Source organism: Mannheimia sp. USDA-ARS-USMARC-1261 (assembly GCF_000521605.1).
GTDB lineage: Bacteria > Pseudomonadota > Gammaproteobacteria > Enterobacterales > Pasteurellaceae > Mannheimia > Mannheimia indoligenes.
Genome location: NZ_CP006942.1, coordinates 541,030 through 558,749 on the forward strand (window position 1 = coordinate 541,030; position 17,720 = coordinate 558,749).

Consider the following 17,720-nt stretch of genomic DNA (forward strand, 5'->3'; position numbering starts at 1 on the left):
TGTGCGGATTAACTGGGGTAAATTTGATGATTTTGTGAATTTAATTCACAAATTTGCTATAATGTTAGAAACACTCAACTCAATCATTTTTATGCAAAACTTAAACGATTTACGTACTTTTGTGCTGGTGGTGGAACAGAAAAGTTTTACCAAAGCGGGAGAAAAGCTCGGTATTTCCGCTTCGGCGGTGTCGCACTGTGTCAGCAATTTGGAAGATCGCTTAAATATCCGCTTGCTGAACCGTACAACAAGAAGTGTATCGCCCACCCCCGACGGTTTAACGCTGTTAAACGACATTTCCCCTTATCTACAAGCGATTGATTTATCTGTGCAAAAACTTACCGAAAATCAAGATACGCCCAAAGGTACGGTGCGGATTAATGCCAGCCAAATTGCCATAGAAATGGTCGTTTTGCCGAAAATTGCCCCGATTTTGAGCCAATATCCCCAAATTCAGCTGGAATTACACAGCGAAAATCGTTTTGTGGATATTGTCGGCGAAGGTTTTGATATGGGCGTGCGGTTGGGTGATGATGTGGCAAAAGATATGGTGGCGGTCAAAATTTCACAGCCATTAACTGCAACGCTAGTCGCCACACCGAATTATTTGCAAAATAAGGAAATACCAAAGCAAATTAATGAGTTAGACCATCATCGTCTGATTGGCTTACGCTTGGGGGCGGATCGCAATCCGATTGCGTGGGATTTTTGTGTGCAGGGCAAAACAGTATCCTATCAGCCCGAAGGTCAGCTGATTTTAAACACCGACCCAATGCCTGCGATAAAAAACCATTTGGGTATTGGTTTTATGCCGTATTTTATGGTGGAAAAGGAATTAAAATCGGGCGAACTGATTGAAATTCTAGGTGAATTGAGAATAACTTATGAACCGTTTTATGCCTATTACCCAAGCCGAAAACACCATTCCAAAGCCTTTGAAGTGGTGTTAAATGCGTTAAGGGAATGAAGTTTTTAGGCAGCCTGAAAAATTATTTCCAATAAAAAAACACCGCTTATCATCACGATAAACGGTGTTTTAAAAACCAGTTAGCCCTTAATCCCAATCATCAATTCATCAACAATCTCCGCCACCGAGCGAATTTGTGTAATCGCCCCGATACCACAGCCTAGCGACACATAACCTTCATCGCTGTTGTTTTCTAGCATTCCCAAACGCAAGCCACGCAAACCGCCCATTGTTTTACCCAGCTCTTCGTTACTTGCTCCTGCCTTGTCCATTGCCACAAGTTTTTCAGCCAGCTTGCCTGACAGTGAACGATAATAGGCTGGCATTGTGCGAAACAGCATTAAATCCAAGCCATTAGATTGCACCAGTCGCTCTTTTACCGCTTGGTGCATACGGCTCTCAACGCTTGATAAAAACAGCGAGCCTGCAAACACGCCTTCTGCCCCCAGTGCCAAAACCGCTTTGGCGGTGCGTCTGTCCACAATACCACCTGCTCCCATTACGGGCAAATCGGTGCTATCGGCAATGAGTGGCACAATGGAAAAAGTCCCCAAAGCCACCACAGGCAAAGTGCCACCTTCGTCAAAACCTGTGGCAACAATAATGTCCGCCCCTACCAGCTCCGCCAATTTGGTATTTTGTGGCGTGGGGTTTAAATCACGGTAGATGATTTTCACGCCTGCCTGTTTGAGTTCGGCAAACAGCTCAGGCTTAATCGTGCCTTCGCCATAGCCTGTATAGACCACCGCAGGGACTTTTTCATCTTTGATGACTTCCACCATTGGCGGTGTCCAAATGTCGTTTTCTGCCATTGGGATTAAATTGACACCAAAAGGTTTGTCGCTTAACGCTTTGACTTTTTGGATTTCTTCACGCATTTTTTGGGCGGTTTCTTCGGGGGTAGAAACGGCGGTTTCGGCGGTTAAGCCAGCGTTCGGCCCTAACACGCCCATACCGCCAGCGTTGCCCACCGATGCCACAAGGCGAGCGTCCGTCAGCCACGATAAGGGGGCTTGGATAATGGGTTTTTCAATGTTTAAAATTTGGCAAATGCGGTTGTTCATAAAAAAATACTCTGTGTGATTAAAAAAGTGTGCGTATTCTAATCACATTTAAAACTTGCTAAAATCACACCAATCGCAAAACACTTTTACCAAATTAGCATAAATGAACGCAAAAAACACCAGCATTCACGCCTTTGAAATTTTTCTTGCGGTGGCGCGTGAAAAGAATTTTTCTGAAGTGGCTCGCCAATACGATGTGGCAAGTTCGGTGATTTCTCGCCAAATCAAACAGCTTGAAGACGATTTTGGGCAGACGCTGTTTTACCGAAGTACCCGTGCGATGAGCTTGACACAAGCTGGTGAAACCTTTGCCAGCCACGCCCACGCCATTGTGAGTCAATTTTATGCGTTAAGCGATGAGTTGGATAGTTGTAACCGAGAGCCATCGGGGATTATTCGGATCAACGCCCCTGTTGCATTCGGCAAAAAACACGTTATTCCTTATTTGGCTGAATTTGCCAAACGCTATCCAAAGTTAATCATCAACCTGACCCAAACCGATCAATTTGTTGATCCTTACAGCGAAACAGCGGACATTATTTTCCGTGTGGCGGCGTTGAACGACAGCAATTTAAAGCTCAAAGTGATCACCAAACAGCGTTTTTTACTGCTGGCATCGCCCGACTATTTAGCCGAATTTGGCACACCGCAACACATTGCCGATTTAGCAAACCATCGTGGCTTGATTTATCGTGGGCAGTTGGGGTTATTGCGTTGGCGAGAAAGGGTAAGCCAGCAGGTGATTAAGGTGCAAGAGAGTTTTGTGAGCAACAACGGCAACAGTCTGATTGAAATGGCAGTCGCTGGAAACGGCATTGTGATGATGCCCGACTGGGCGGTGTGTGATGAAATCCGCTCGGGCAAACTCGTGCCGATTTTGCCCGATACGCCGATTGCCAGCGACAACCAAGAGATCTATGTCGCCATTCTCACCCCACCCAGTGCCTACCGCCCGATCAACGTACAAGCCGTAATGGATTTTTTTGTGGAGAAGTGGGAAGAGGGGAAGGCTTGGCAGGTTTAGTTTTCTGACAGGCTGAAAAATTCTTGAAAAACGAAATACAAATTGATTAAATTAAGCCTAATATTATCAAAATTGAAAATCCAAAATGAACCTCAATACGTTTCCTCTATTTACCAGTATTGTCCAAACAGGATCTCTATCCAAAACTTCAGAAAAACTTGGTGTACCAATAGCTACCATTAGCCGTCAAATTGCCGAGCTTGAAAGATCACTAGGCGTACAACTCTTTGACCGTCAAAAAACAGGTGTAAAGCCCACAATGGCAGGGCAACAGCTCTACGAGCAAATTGCCCAAAGCGTAGATAATCTGACCCAAATCACGCAAAACTTTACTACCGATGATAGCCAAATTGGCGGAAAACTTCGTATTTCTACCACTGCAGGAATGGAGGAAATTTGGACGTGGATAGATGAGTTTTGTGAGCTATATCCAAAGGTGAGTGTGCATTTGGAAGTAACCGACCGCATTTTGGATTTGGTAGAAGACGGCATAGATTTTGCTTTTCGGGTAGGGGAGCTTCATATCGACACCGTCATTGCCAAAAAAGTAATGACAAACCGTGTCAAATGGCTGGCTCATCCCGATATTTTGGATAAATTTGGTACACCAAATACGTTTACGGATTTGGCTAATTTCCCACTTGTGGGCTGGGCGAGAGCAGACCAGAAATTTTTACGCATTCCAAACGGTAAAAAATTGCTGGAATTACCTTATACCTTTGCCAGTAATGATGTATGTGCCATTGAAAATGCGATAAAAAATGGGCGTGGCATAGGAATGCTTTCACTCACAACGGCAAATCGCTTGATTGATGAATGTGGCTTAGTAGAGGTCTTCTCTGATTTACCCAAAACGGACTTTACTGTGCATTTACTTTACGTCAAACATCGCCATCAGTCAGCTCTAATGAGGGCATTTTTGGATTTTGTTAATACTAAATTAAGTTAGGAAAAAATAAGGTGGGTAAGCCCACCTTATTTTAATTATTATTTATTGCAAAATAATATAGAAATTTGCTCTATCACGCACAATATTTAGAGCAACCACAGATGGTTTCGCATCTAAAATTTTTCGTAAATCCGCAATATTTTCAACAGAGTGGCGGTTTACACCAATGATGATATCGCCTTTTTTCAAGCTACGCATTTCGGCGATTGAGCCTTTTTCTACGCTTGAAACTTCCACACCTTTAATGCCTTTTGAGCTGTAGTTATTAAACTCCGCTCCTTTTAATGAAGGAATGATATTTTCTGCGGTGGTTTTGGCTTCTGAGTCTGATTGTAGCGTAACTTTTGCTTTTGCTTCTTTGCCATCACGCAAGTAAGTTAATTCAATTTCTTTACCTACACCAGAAGTAGCAACTTTTGCTCTTAATTCACTGAAGCTACGGATTTTTTGACCGTTGATTTCAGTAATCACATCACCTGCTTTAAAGCCTGCTTTAGCTGCGGCTGAATCCGGTAATACTTCGCTTACAAACGCACCTTGTTGGGTAGCGATATTAAATTCTTTTGCAAGATCTGCATTGAGTTCGCCGCCTTTAATACCTAACATTCCACGTTTTACTTCGCCAAATTCAATAATTTGACTTACCAAGCTGTTTGCCATATTACTTGGGATTGCAAAAGCAATACCGGCATTGCCGCCACTAGGAGAGATAATAGCAGTATTGATACCGATTAATTCCCCTTTTAAGTTAATTAATGGACCACCTGAATTACCTTGATTGACTGCGGCATCAGTTTGGATATAGTTTTCATAACCTTCATCTGATTTGCCTGTTGAGCGACCCAGTGCAGAAACAATGCCTGATGTTACCGTTTGCCCTAAGCCAAACGGATTACCGATTGCGACTGTAAAATCGCCCACTTGTAATTTGTCGGAATCAGCAAATTTAATTTCGGTTAAGTTTTTCGGATTTTCAATTTGGATTAATGCTACGTCTGAAAGTGGATCACTTCCGACTAATTTCGCATTAAATTCACGTCCATCTTCCAGTTTTACTGTCATTTTATCTGCATTATCAATAACGTGATTATTTGTGATGATATAGCCTTTTTCTGCATTAATGATAACGCCTGAACCTACACCACGAAAGTTACGAGGTGCTGATTGACGATCACCAAAGAAATCCGCATTCGGACCGAAGAAAAATTCAAATTCGGGTGGGATATCACGAGTACGGCGAGAATCGCCTTTTGTTTTGCCTTCAACTGCAATGCTTACTACCGCAGGGCGAACTTTTTCTAACATCGGTGCTAAGCTAGGTACTGCCTGACCATCCACTTGAGTGGGTAATGTAGCTTGTGCCACCATTGGCGTAGCTGCGATACTTGAGCCTAAAACTAATGCGGTTAAAAATGATTTTTTGAGTGTTTTATTCATATTGTGTATGTTCCTCATATCCTATGTTTTTTATAATTTACGAGTGAAATCGCTCGTGTTTACTAAGACAAGCCCTTTTTTTGTCAGTTCATCAATTTGCAAAATTTTTCTAAAATCAGACCGCTTGCGAACTAAAGTTTTGTCAGATTATTAAAAGTTTTTTGACTTTCTCTCAAATTTAATGGACCATACATCACTTTTATTAATTTGAGTCCTATTTTGATGTCTAAAACGGAAAATTTGGTTGAAGTAAAGAACTTAACCTTCAAAAGAGGGGAGAGGGTGATTTATGACAATCTCAATTTGCAAGTGCAAAAAGGCAAAGTAACTGCCATTATGGGTCCGTCTGGAATAGGTAAAACCACCTTATTACGCTTAATTGGCGGGCAAATTTTACCTGAATCAGGCGAAATATTGTTTGATGGCAGAGATATTTGTAAAGCCAACAACAAAGAACTTTACGAAATTCGTCAGCGGATGGGAATGTTGTTCCAATCTGGTGCTTTATTTACTGATCTTTCTACATTTGACAATGTGGCTTTCCCGATTCGAGAGCATACACGCTTACCTGAAGAGCTCATTAGAAAATTAGTATTGTTGAAACTTGAAGCGGTTGGGCTTCGAGGAGCTGCAAATTTAATGCCTTCTGAATTATCCGGTGGTATGGCACGTCGTGCGGCACTTGCTCGTGCTATTGCACTGGATCCTGATCTGATTATGTATGATGAGCCTTTCACCGGGCAGGATCCGATTAGTATGGGGGTGATTGTGGAATTGATCAAAGAGCTAAATCAAGCATTAAATCTCACCTCTATTGTAGTCTCTCACGATGTGAAAGAAGTGTTAAGTATTGCTGATTATGCCTATATTGTGGCGGATAAACGTATTATCGCAGAAGGTACACCGGAAATGTTGTTAGAAAGTAACGATCCGCAGGTAGTACAATTCTTAGCTGGTAAAGCGGATGGTCCTGTACGTTTCCACTATCCGGCAAAAGAGTATACGGAGGAGCTGTTTAATGGTTAATTTTATTAGCTCTATTGGGGCTTTTGTGATTAATTTTATCCGTACCTTAGGGCGTTCAGCCTTTATGTTATGGGGAGCATTAATTGGTAAGCCTGAATTTAGAAAACATACGCCGTTGCTGATTAAGCAACTTTATGTACTCGGTGTGCAATCTCTCTTAATCATTATGCTTTCGGGCCTATTTATCGGTATGGTATTAGGCTTACAAGGCTATGTGGTGTTAGTGGATTTTGCTGCGGAAAGCAGTCTAGGCACATTGGTTTCTCTCTCATTATTACGAGAACTTGGACCTGTAGTTACCGCATTATTATTCGCAGGGCGTGCCGGTTCGGCACTAACGGCAGAAATTGGTTTAATGAAAGCCACAGAACAACTTTCCAGCCTTGAAATGATGGCGGTTGATCCACTTAGACGCATTATTGCACCTCGCTTTTGGGCTGGAGTGATTTCAATGCCGATTCTGGCAGTGATTTTTACCGCAATCGGCATTTGGGGTGGCTCGCTTGTCGGGGTAGATTGGAAAGGTGTTGATGGCGGCAGTTTCTGGTCAGTAATGCAAAACTCGGTTAATGCCAGCGATTTAATCAATGGCTTTATTAAGAGTGTAATTTTCGCTTTTGCTGTAGTTTGGATTGCATTATTTAATGGCTATGATTGTGTACCAACTTCAGAAGGTATTAGCCAATCGACCACAAAAACAGTGGTAAATGCTTCACTTGTAATTTTGGGATTAGATTTTATTTTAACTGCGATTATGTTCGGCGGTTGATTTTAGGAAAAGGAACAGACAATGCGTCAATCAATTAAATATGAATTCTGGGTAGGATTATTTGTGCTACTTGGCTTAGGGGCTTTAGCCTTTTTAGGATTGAGAGTAGCAAACGTACAAGGCTTCTCTAGTGAGAAAACTTACACTCTTTACGCAACTTTTGACAATATTGGTGGACTAAAGGTTCGTGCACCAATTAAAGTTGGGGGGGTGGTAGTAGGTCGTGTGGCTGATATTTCATTAGATCAAAAAACCTATACTCCGAAAGTAGCTTTAGATGTGAATCAAAATTTTAATCAGATTCCGGATACCAGCTCACTTTCAATTAAAACCTCTGGCTTATTAGGTGAACAATATGTTGCGTTAAATGTCGGCTTTATGATTGAAGGCGAAACTGCAATAATGAAAGAAGGCGATACTTTTGTAGATACTAACTCTGCAATGGTATTAGAAGATTTAATCGGTCAGTTCTTATATGGTGATAAAAAGTCAAATAAAACTGAAGATGAAAAAGCGAATGATTCTGTAGAACCAAAGGCAGAGTAATTCAAATAATAAGAACCTCTAAGTGATTAGAGATTTTGGAGAGTATCAATAATGTTAAAAAACATTAAAAAAATTATAGTAACAGGTTTAGTAGCAGTGTCTGCATTATTTTCAACCACAGCATTTGCAGAAACCAGCCCTTATGTATTAATGCAACAAACAGCAGATAAGTTATTTGGCAATATCAAAGCGAATCAAAGCAAAATAAAAGCAAATCCTGAATATTTACGTACTATCGTGCGTAACGATTTAATGCCGCACGTTCACGTAAAATATGCAGGTCAGTTAGTATTAGGCAAAAATTTAGCCTCTGCAACCGATGCACAAAAAGAAGCTTTCTTTACTGCATTTGGTCAATTTGTTGAGCAATCTTATGCACAAGTTTTAACGCAATATCAAGATCAACAAGTGCAAATTGAAAGTCCGAAATCAGTGGATGGTAAATCAATTGTGAGCATTCGTGTAAATGTATCTGGTAAAGGTGCGGCACAGCCAATTAAATTAGACTTTAAATGGCGTAAAAACAGTAAAAGCGGTGAATGGCAAGCCTACGATATGGCTGCTGAAGGTGTGAGTATGGTTGCAACCAAACAAAATGAATGGGCTGGTGTAATTCGCCAAAAGGGAATTGATGCCTTAACTGCACAAGTAGCTCAATCAGCAAAACAACCAATCACCTTAAAATAAGGTGTTTAGTTATGCCTCAAAAAACATTACAATGGGACATTCAGCAAAACAATGAAAGTCTATTTGTGAAACTATCGGGCGAATTAACTCGTAACACGTTGCTTCCACTATGGAAGCAACGTGCTTCTTTTTTATCCCCAAAAGGCAATCAAAAGTTATATTGGGATTTAAAAGAGATCACTCGTGTGGATTCTGCCGGCTTTACGTTACTTGCTGAATTATTAAATCATTATCATAAAGTAATACCAAATTCTCTGATCAACACGCCAGATTCTGTGAAAACATTAGCAGAACTCTATGATTTAGATGGTTGGTTTGAGCAATTTATTATTTAAAGAATTAGGACTTAGAATGACTCCATCACAAATTGAAGAAATTTTAAAACAAAGCTTAACCGATGTAGCCGAAGTTCACGCACAAGGCGAAAATGCCCACTTTGGTGTAATTGTAGTGAGTGATAGTATTGCCGCACTTTCAAAAGTAAAACAACAACAAGCGGTTTATGCTCCCTTAGCAGATTATTTCACAACAAATGAAATTCACGCATTAACCATTAAAGTATTCAGTACAGAAAAATGGAAAACTGAACGTTTGCTAAATATGGTTGGTTAATAATCATAGGGGCAAATTGCAATTTGCCCCTACAAATTCGAATAAATTGCTATTCTTAATTTTAGGACTAATCCCAAATGGAAAAATTTCGTGTGTACGGTCCATTCTCTTTGAGTGGAACGGTAGATATTTCTGGTGCAAAAAATGCAGCCTTGCCTATTTTGTTTGCCTCTATTTTGGCAGAAAAACCGGTTACATTAAAAAATGTACCTGATTTAAAAGATGTTGATACTACCTTTAAAATTTTACGTCAATTAGGCGTAATTATTGAGAAAGGCACTGAAAAAGGCGTTGTACATATTGATGCAAGCAACGTCAATAATTATGTCGCACCATACGAATTAGTTAAGACAATGAGAGCTTCTATTTGGGCGTTAGCACCTTTAGTTGCACGTTTCCAAATTGGTCAGGTCTCATTACCGGGTGGTTGTACTATTGGTGCTAGACCGGTAGATATGCACATTTCAGGTTTAGAGAAAATGGGTGCACAAATTGAATTAGACGAAGGCTATGTAAAGGCGACCTCACAAGGGCGTTTAAATGGTGCAAGAGTCTATATGGATAAAGTGAGCGTAGGGGCGACTTTATCGGTGATGATGGCAGGAACGCTTGCAAAAGGCACAACTGTGATTGAAAATGCTGCCCGTGAACCTGAAATTGTGGATACTGCTGATTTCTTAAATGCAATGGGTGCGAAAATTTCCGGTGCAGGGACTGATATGATCACTATTGAAGGTGTCGAACATTTAGGTGGTTGTGAACATAGCGTGGTACCGGATCGTATTGAAACGGGTACATTCCTTGTTGCTGCTGCAATTTCAGGTGGCCGCATTACTTGTCGTAATACCAAAGCTGACACGCTTGATGCAGTAATTGAAAAATTGCGTGAAGCAGGAATGCAAGTTGATGTTACAGAAGATACAATTACATTAGATTCGCTTGGTCGTCGCCCGAAAGCGGTAAATATCCGCACAATGCCTCACCCGGGCTTCCCAACGGATATGCAAGCTCAATTTACCTTGCTAAATGCAGTCGCAGATGGCACAAGCCGTATTACTGAAACGATTTTTGAAAACCGCTTTATGCATATTCCGGAATTAATCCGTATGGGGGCTAAAGCAGAAATTGAAGGTAACACTGCTATTTGCTATGGTGTAGATCGTTTAAAATCAGCAGAAGTTATGGCAACTGATCTTCGTGCTTCAATTAGCTTAGTATTAGCCGGCTGTATTGCAACTGGTGAAACCATTGTAGATCGAATTTATCATATCGATCGTGGCTATGAACACATTGAGGAAAAATTACGTGGCATTGGTGCGAGGATCGAACGTTTCTCTGCACCATTTGAAGGCGAGTAATTGCAACATTTTCTACAAAAAGAACCGCTTGTTAGTGAAACTATCAAGCGGTTTTTTGCTATTTATAGTAGTAGGTAACTTTATTTAAAATTATTCTCATTTATATTGAAACTTTTTCAATTTCCTATAATATATGCACAACTAAGCTAAAGCGATTTAGCAATTGTTTCAATATACTACCTATAAAGGAATTTTATGACAATCTTAACATCATTTAAGCTGAACAAAATTGCATTATTTGTAAGTGCATTTTCCATCTCAGCAACCACATTTGCAGAGGTAAGTAATACAGATGATTCAGCTTCAGAAGAAGTTAAATTGGATACTGTTATTGTTTCTGGAGTTCCTTTCAGTCAACAAGTGGGTACGCAAAAATTGACAGAAGAGCAAATCAAACGTCGCCCAACCAAAGATGGAAATATTACGGAACTATTAAGAATTAACCCTAATGTTCAGTTTTCGAATACATCAGATACATCAATTACAGGTGGTGAGATTGCACCAAATGAAGTTTCTATTCACGGTGAGGCTTTCTATAACAATAATTATACAATTGATGGATTGTCTAATAATGATAATTTAAATCCAGCAACTAGCAATGCATTTAAAGAAGCAAAAGATCCTGATGGCTATTCTCCAACAGATCTACCAGGAGGTGGAACGCAATCATTTTGGATTGATAGTAGCTTGCTCAAAAATGTAGAAGCATTTGATAGTAATATATCTGCTAGATACGGTAATTTTACAGGTGGTGTTATTAATGCAGAATTGAAAGATCCTGATTTGTCTGCTCATCACGGCAAAATGTTTTACCGCATTACCCGTGATGATTGGGCTTCATTTAAAGTAGATAACCCTACTTCATTTGAAATAGCAGATAGTTTAAATAAACAACCAATGTTTACTAAACAACAGTATGGTTTAGTGTTAAATCAGCCATTGAGTGAAAAAGCAGGGATTCTTTTTCAATATAGTCGCAGTGAGTCTAAAATCCCTTATCAACATACTGGTTTAGGAATTTGGGAAAATCAACGCAGAACCAATGAAACTTATATTTTACGAGGTGTTTATTTTCCCGATAACGGCGATTTAATTAAAGCGACTGTGATGTACTCACCACATCAATCTCGTTATTATAAAGAGAATATGAAAGACAGTAAATTTACTAACACTGGTGGTGGTGTACAAGCTAATTTACAGTGGGATCATAATTTTAGCTGGGGAAGTATGACTTCTAATTTGGGCTATAAGAAATCGGGCAATAGAATCAACCATACCAGCAATATTTATAACTACTATGTGCCAACTGCAAGTATTAATTGGTGTAGTACCTACAATTCTAAAACAGGGAACTGTATTTCTGCTTTAGAAGGTGGGTACGGCAAATTTAGCACAGAAAAAACCACTTGGACAGCAAAACAAGATTATAAAGTTAATGAGTTTGATACAGGCTCAGTTGCTCATAATTTTTCTTTTGGTTGGCAAATTGATTTGGCCAAAGCAAAATATAAACGTTTTGAAGATGTTTATACGAATGTCTATGCTAAAACAACTGCAACAGCCTGTACTTATTGTATTGCCGGTGAACAATATTTGAGAAGCTATACTGTTTATCCTGCTCGAACGGTAAAAGCAACAGATAATACCTATGCTATTTATGCAGAAGACAGTATGAAATGGAAGAATTTCACCGCAACATTAGGATTGCGTTTTGATTATGACGAATATCTCAATAATCCGAATTTTGCTCCTCGTGTTTCTTTAGGTTATGACGTATTTGGTAATCAAAATACGCAATTGTTTGGGGGCTATAACCGCTATTATGCAGGTACGATGCTGACGTATAAACTTCGCAATAGCTATAATTTAAGAACAGTTTACACTAGAAATTCGGCAACAGCGGCATTTACGGAAAACGTGCAAAATGCAAGCTATGATGTTTCTGATTTAGAAACACCCTATAGCGATGAATACACTTTAGGTGTTGCTCAAAAAGCCTTTAATACGCTTTGGACATTAAAATGGGTAAATCGCCACGGTAAAAATCAATTTACACGTGCTTCGACTACTGTTGATGGTGTGAGAACTTTCTATATGACGAATGACGGTCGTAGTAAAAATGATACCTTTACTTTAACTGCAAAACCATTGACCCCTTGGAAATGGCGTTTTGTTGAGTTGGATACAAACTTTGGTGCTCAAATTAGCGATACTAGAAAAAATTATCAAGATTATGATTCAACTGCGGAAGATGAAGGCATTGATATGATGATTTTAAATGGCAAATTAAAGCCACTCACAGATGGTTTGCCAGCAAAAGATTATAATACCGCTTGGTCAACATTCTTGGAATTAAATACTTATTTTCCGTCTATTCGTTTAGATTGGAGCCAACGCTTTAGTTATAATGCGGGGTATCGTTACTACAAAACGACTTCGGCAACTTGTTCAACATCAATTACAGCTTGTGGTAGCTATGAAGGTAAAGTGAAAATTTATGATGAACAAAAACAAGGTAGTTACTTCAATTTGGATTGGCGTTTTGCTTATAAACAGCCAACGGTTAGAGATCAGTACCTTGAATTAACACTTGATATCAATAATGTGTTAAACCGCAAAATCCTTACCCAAACTTCAGGCTCTACAAATACTTACAAAATGGGTCGCAACTTCTGGTTAGGTGCGAGTTACAACTGGTAATGTTATAGGTACAAGCGGTTAAATTTTTCCGATTTTTTGCAAATTGTTAAATAAAAATGACCGCTTGTTTTATACGATCCTCTCGTTTTTTAACGAGAGGCTTTTCTTTTTTAGGTGAGTAGATGCGTTTTATTTTAACAGCGATTTTATTGATGCTCTCAGCATTTAGCCTTGCAGAAAAATCCAATCCGATTCAAGGGAAACTCGATAACGGATTGCGTTACACTATTTTACCGTTGCATAGCGAAAAAGATCATTTGGAAATTCGAATGAAAGTCTATGCCGGAGCAGTTGATGAAACCGATGAGCAAGCAGGGGTTGCTCATATGGTTGAGCATTTAGTGTTTCGTGCAACCGAAAAATATCCGGACGGTTTGATGCCGTATCTACACGAGCAAAAATGGGTAAGAGGACGTAATTACAATGCGGTAACGACTTATGATAATACCTCCTATATGCTAACGCCACCTAAAACATCAAACTTAGAGAAAAGCCTTGAAGCGTTATCACAAATGCTGTTTCACGCCAAACTCACGCAAGTTGATCTTGATGTTGAAAGGAAAATCATTATGGAAGAGTGGCGGCAAGGGCAGGGAGTTGGAGCAACAATGAACCAACAACGCAGTGCCGCAATTCGTGCGGATTCTCGCTATATTCGCAGCCCGGTTATTGGCACGCCCGAAAGTATTGCCAATATGCCGGCAAGTCAGTTACAGCAATATTATCAAACCTGGTATGTGCCGAACAATATGCAATTATTAATTGTGGGGGATACAAATCAGGAAGAGGCGAAAACGTTGATAAAAAAGTACTTTGGTTCACTAGCTGAGAAACCGGTACCGAAACGAGATTATTTAGACCCAACACTTTCAGATAGAGTACTAATTAATAAAATCCAAGATCCTCGTAGCGGAATAAGCCAAATTTCTTATGTGTTTCGCTTAAATGACAGTCAAACACACAGTCAAGATGATCTTGGACGTTTTGAAAGGCTGGTTGATAAGCTTGCATTAGCTGCCTTACAGCAACGCTTACGTAATCAAAGTGGTTCATTGCCAAAAGGTGTATCAAATATCTTACCTCGTAAATCAGATATTGGCCCAAATACGACTGCAATTGGTCTATTTGCCAGTGTAGAAGAAAAAGGACATCTGAAAGGCTTAAACCAACTTTTAAAAGAAATTGAGCGTATAAAAAAATTCCCTATTACTGCTGAAGAGTTAGAAAAACAAAAACAGCCAATTAAAGCACAGATTGAAAGTGCTAAAAATCATTTAGAAGATAGAGATTTTGCCCAATGGATGCAACGGATGGTAGATACGATTTTAGTTGATAAACCTTATTTGACTCAATTAGAAATAGCGATGATGACTCAACCTTTACTTGAAAAGATAACGGTAGAAGATATTAATAATCGCATTTTGAAATGGTTCTCAGCAAAAGATCGTATTATAAATTACCAACCTCCTCGCTCTACGTCATTAACTCTCACAAAAAATAATGTGGAGAGTGTGGAAGCAGAAGTAAGACAATTAGAAATTATTGCTCCAGAAAAAGAGGCAGAGATTGAGCCAATGTCTCTCAATAGCTTGAGTAGTAAAGGTAAAGTATTAAATGAGCAGATATTTCCTGAACAATCGGTAACTCAATTTATTCTATCAAATGGCGATAAAGTTGTGTGGTTGAAGTCGGCTATTGCGAAAGAAAAAACCTATTTTGAAGCACAAAGTTCAGCTGGTTTTAAAGCAGAAGGATTAGGCGTATGGCAGAGTCAGCTTGCTTCAAAATTAATTGCACAAAATGCACCGCTTGATTGGGAAATTGAGCAACTTAAACGTTGGAAAGAGGTAAATAAAGTGAATTTATCCATCAAGCAAACAGAAACAAAATTAATCTTTAATGCTACGGTAGATAATACTCATTTTAGTGATTTACTCCGTTTGTTCTATGCTTACCAAGTTGAAACTAAAGTGAAAGAGGGGCTAGATGAAACCAAAGAATCTATTTCTCGTACCATTGATTTGCAAAACGAAAAAAATGTGGAAAATGAGCGATTGAGAGAGCTTTCCAAATTACGTTTTGATAACGAAGCAGTGAATGAATATTTGCCTACTAAACTATCACTCGATGCTTTAACCGAGCAGGATTTAAATTCTCACTGGAAAAAGATGATGTCAGCTCCAACAACCTATTTTGTATTAAATGATCTGAAAAAATCAGAAATGGTAGCATTAATTGAGCAATATTTAGCTGATGTACCTCGCAACAAGCGGTTAAATTCGACCAAAATTTTACCAGTTGCAGGGCAAGGCATTGTACGTTTTGCGATGAATCCAGAGCCTAAAGATGATGTGAAAATGTGGAGCTTTACTCCTTACAAATGGCAAGGAAAAGATGCGGTATTGGTATCATTACTCAAACAGATTGCGACTAATAAGCTCAAGTTATCACTCAGAGATCAACATTTAGGTGTTTACAGTTTACGTTTTGAAAGTACACTTAATCCAGACACGCAGCGAGTAGAGTCAGAGTTGAGCTTTACGACAAATCCTGAAAAAACAGATCATCTGATAGCACAAGCTCAGAGGGTACTAGAAGGTTTAGCAAATCAAATTACACTTGATGATATCAAAATAGCGAAGGCTCAATTTTTGAAAGCAGAGCAAGAACGTTTGAAAGAACCTTACACTTGGTTTAGCCGTTTGATGCTGAGCGAAAATCAGTTTGGTACACCACAATATCTCAATGATATGCAGTATTTAGCTGATGGAATCAGTTTAGAAAAAATAAAAGTAATGGCTAAAAATATTTATAATCCAGCAAATAAAAAAGTATTTATTACCACTCCAATAAAATAAAAGGGTATTTCGTGATTAGATTTTTTAAAAATTTAGGGGCTTTATGTAAGCCTTATTGGGTTAATAAGAATCGCTGGTTGTCGTGGCTGATGGCGGCAGTTATTATTGGTATTGGTTCAATTGTTACTTACTTGAATGTAAAAATTACCGATTGGTCTAAAGTATTTTATGATGCGTTGGCTAATTTAGAAATTGAGAAAGCCTACTCACTTTTGAGTGAATATTTAATTTATCTCTCTATTTTTGTGTTAATAAGCGTATATAGGACTTGGTTACGCAAGCTATTGATTATCCATTGGCGTGAATTTATGACCAAGCAATTTTTAGATCAATGGCTTTCTAAGCAGATCTACTATCGCTTAGCACATCGCAAAAAAATGGATAACCCAGACCAGCGAATTGCGGAAGATATTCGCCTTTTTATTGAATATAGCATTGAGTTAACTATTTCATTTATTTTTAATGTAGTACAACTTTGGGCATTTTTTATGGTGCTCTGGAATTTATCGGGCAAACCCGAGTTTGAAATTTTTGGTGAAAAATATATAGTTGAAGGTTATTTAGTTTGGGTTGCACTGATTTATTCGATTTTTGGCACATTAATCACACATTTAATTGGACGGAAATTGCATACGCTCAATTATCAACAACAAGTCTATGAAGCGAATTTCCGTACAAGTCTTATTCGTAAGCAAGATAATTCCGAACAGATTGCTCTCTATAAAGGTGAAAGAGTAGAAAAAACCACTCTAATAGAAGAATTTAAAGCGATTGTAAAAAACTGGCGTTTATTAATGGATAGAGAACGTAATCTCGGCTTTTTTACTGTAGGTTATGATCGTTTTTCTATGCTATTACCCGTGCTGTTTTCCATTCCGTTATTGGCAGCGAAAATCATTACTTTCGGTGGGATTATGCAAATTCGCAACGCATTTAGTGTCGTGATTAATGCCTTCAGCTGGTTTATTTTTGCTTATTCTATTATTCCAAAATGGACATCGGCAATTTCTCGTCTTAGCCAATTAAAGCAAGAAATGGACGAATTGGAAAATGTAGTTAAGTCTGAGGCAGAAGCAACAAATAAAATGCTTGAAACAGATAAGCTTTCCATTTACACCCCCGAAAATCAAGCTTTGTTCAATCAACTTTCTTTAGCCATTGATGCAGGAAAATGGATTCGCTTAAAGGGAAAAAGTGGTTTAGGTAAATCTACACTATTGCGTGTGTTAAGTGGTATTTGGGATTATTATGATGGGCGGTATAAACGCCCAACTAAATCCAGTTTACTTGTACCACAACGCAGCTACTTAAATGAAGGATCACTTGCTGATGTTTTGAGCTACCCAAATCATAATATTTATACTGATGAGAGAATGAATCAAGTACTTGAACAAGTAGGTCTTAGTAAATGGCAAAACCGTTTAAGGGAAAATCACGCTTGGCATAATGTATTTTCTGGAGGAGAGCAACAACGTATCGCCTTTGCCCGTATTTTATTGAATAAACCGGAATTGATTTATTTAGATGAAGCAACTTCAAGCCTAGATGAACAATCTGCTTATTATTTGCTAGGATTATTAAAGCAAGCATTACCAAGCTCTTCAGTTATTTATATTACCCACCAGCAAGCTTTAGCACAGTTTGCTGATCAGGAAATTGATCTAACGGATTATAAGGCGTAAAGAGAAATTCCACAGAATAAAAATATCTGGGATTTTGTAAA

15 protein-coding genes are annotated in these 17,720 nt (G+C 38.9%); 13 read left to right on the forward strand and 2 right to left on the reverse strand.

Annotation, left to right across the window (positions count from 1 at the left end; genetic code table 11):
* Positions 1-61: 61 nt before the first annotated feature.
* Positions 62-967, forward strand: a complete 906-nt coding sequence (locus X781_RS02705) for a LysR family transcriptional regulator (protein ID WP_235068783.1) — start codon at positions 62-64, stop codon at positions 965-967.
* A gap of 80 nt (positions 968-1,047) precedes the next feature.
* Here X781_RS02705 and X781_RS02710 read toward each other — a convergent pair whose 3' ends face one another.
* Entirely contained in the window at positions 1,048-2,031 is a 984-nt protein-coding gene (locus X781_RS02710; RefSeq protein ID WP_025235440.1) for an NAD(P)H-dependent flavin oxidoreductase, read from the reverse strand.
* A gap of 103 nt (positions 2,032-2,134) precedes the next feature.
* On the opposite strand from X781_RS02710, the gene X781_RS02715 reads away from it, so the two are divergent.
* Both X781_RS02715 and X781_RS02720 read left to right on the forward strand, forming a co-directional pair.
* Positions 2,135-3,055 (forward strand): LysR family transcriptional regulator, encoded by a 921-nt coding sequence (locus tag X781_RS02715; protein WP_025235441.1) that lies wholly within the window; start codon positions 2,135-2,137, stop codon positions 3,053-3,055.
* A gap of 85 nt (positions 3,056-3,140) precedes the next feature.
* Entirely contained in the window at positions 3,141-4,004 is an 864-nt protein-coding gene (locus tag X781_RS02720) for a LysR family transcriptional regulator (protein ID WP_025235442.1), read from the forward strand.
* Positions 4,005-4,046: 42 nt separating this feature from the next.
* On the opposite strand, the gene X781_RS02725 is transcribed toward X781_RS02720, so the two are convergent.
* Positions 4,047-5,441: a Do family serine endopeptidase gene (locus X781_RS02725; protein WP_025235443.1), complete on the reverse strand. Its 1,395-nt coding sequence runs from the start codon at positions 5,439-5,441 to the stop codon at positions 4,047-4,049.
* Between the two features lie 222 nt (positions 5,442-5,663).
* Here X781_RS02725 and mlaF point away from each other — a divergent pair, with 222 nt between their 5' ends.
* From mlaF to X781_RS02775, 10 genes are all read left to right on the forward strand, one after another.
* A complete protein-coding gene (gene mlaF / locus X781_RS02730; protein WP_025235444.1) occupies positions 5,664-6,467 on the forward strand; it encodes a phospholipid ABC transporter ATP-binding protein MlaF in 804 nt (267 codons plus the stop codon).
* A complete protein-coding gene (gene mlaE / locus X781_RS02735; RefSeq protein ID WP_025235445.1) occupies positions 6,460-7,236 on the forward strand; it encodes a lipid asymmetry maintenance ABC transporter permease subunit MlaE in 777 nt (258 codons plus the stop codon). Before mlaF ends, mlaE begins: the two co-directional genes overlap by 8 nt.
* A 21-nt stretch (positions 7,237-7,257) precedes the next feature.
* Positions 7,258-7,782, forward strand: a complete 525-nt coding sequence (gene mlaD / locus X781_RS02740) for an outer membrane lipid asymmetry maintenance protein MlaD (protein ID WP_025235446.1) — start codon at positions 7,258-7,260, stop codon at positions 7,780-7,782.
* Between the two features lie 51 nt (positions 7,783-7,833).
* On the forward strand, positions 7,834-8,469 hold the full coding sequence (gene mlaC, locus X781_RS02745) for a phospholipid-binding protein MlaC (protein WP_025235447.1): 636 nt from the start codon (positions 7,834-7,836) through the stop codon (positions 8,467-8,469).
* A gap of 11 nt (positions 8,470-8,480) precedes the next feature.
* Positions 8,481-8,804, forward strand: coding sequence for an STAS domain-containing protein (locus X781_RS02750; RefSeq protein ID WP_025235448.1), 324 nt, complete (start codon positions 8,481-8,483; stop codon positions 8,802-8,804).
* A 16-nt stretch (positions 8,805-8,820) separates the two neighbouring features.
* A complete protein-coding gene (locus X781_RS02755) occupies positions 8,821-9,081 on the forward strand; it encodes a BolA family protein (RefSeq protein ID WP_025235449.1) in 261 nt (86 codons plus the stop codon).
* A gap of 77 nt (positions 9,082-9,158) precedes the next feature.
* Entirely contained in the window at positions 9,159-10,439 is a 1,281-nt protein-coding gene (gene murA, locus X781_RS02760; RefSeq protein ID WP_025235450.1) for a UDP-N-acetylglucosamine 1-carboxyvinyltransferase, read from the forward strand.
* A 195-nt stretch (positions 10,440-10,634) separates the two neighbouring features.
* Complete coding sequence (locus X781_RS02765; RefSeq protein ID WP_025235451.1) at positions 10,635-13,139, forward strand: TonB-dependent receptor plug domain-containing protein; 2,505 nt, start codon at positions 10,635-10,637, stop codon at positions 13,137-13,139.
* Positions 13,140-13,261: 122 nt separating this feature from the next.
* Positions 13,262-15,997 carry a M16 family metallopeptidase gene (locus X781_RS02770; RefSeq protein ID WP_025235452.1) on the forward strand — a complete coding sequence of 912 codons (2,736 nt, stop codon included), beginning with the start codon at positions 13,262-13,264 and terminating at the stop codon, positions 15,995-15,997.
* Between the two features lie 11 nt (positions 15,998-16,008).
* Complete coding sequence (locus tag X781_RS02775) at positions 16,009-17,679, forward strand: ABC transporter ATP-binding protein/permease (RefSeq protein ID WP_025235453.1); 1,671 nt, start codon at positions 16,009-16,011, stop codon at positions 17,677-17,679.
* Positions 17,680-17,720 lie beyond the last annotated feature (41 nt).